1 pseudogene is annotated in these 410 nt (G+C 53.7%); it reads left to right on the forward strand.

What is annotated here, in order from left to right:
* Positions 1-208: 208 nt before the first annotated feature.
* Positions 209-410, forward strand: a pseudogene (locus tag BV911_RS19920) (transposase); the annotation flags it as partial.

The following is a 410-nucleotide window of genomic DNA, read 5'->3' on the forward strand; positions in this document are numbered from 1 at the left end:
TAATCCTTCAAGCGCATCGCGCCAGTTAAGCTGAACGCCAGCCCAATCTGATACCGCCATAATATATCCTCCCCCAAAAACTTTTAGAGAGATGAATCAGAAAACAGAACTATCTGCAACTGTAGTATTAAAGCGTTTCTGTGAAAACCTGAATCGGTGGTTTCTATAGGGTCGTGTTTGTGATTCATCCTATTTTGGAGGATGGATCATGTCAGCACCTTTGCCATCTGCGCTTCGGGCGCGGTTTCAGAGTTACATTGAAGAAGGGTTAAGCGGACGTGCGGCGGCTTTGCGTCTGAAACTTTCGCCCGCGACGGGCGCGCGTTGGGCGCGGCAGGTCAGGACGACAGGGCACGCCTCGCCTGCACCCCAGGGATGTCCGCCGGGGCGTGGCAAGCTGGAACCGTACC

The organism is Pseudoruegeria sp. SK021 (assembly GCF_002119405.1).
GTDB lineage: Bacteria > Pseudomonadota > Alphaproteobacteria > Rhodobacterales > Rhodobacteraceae > Meridianimarinicoccus.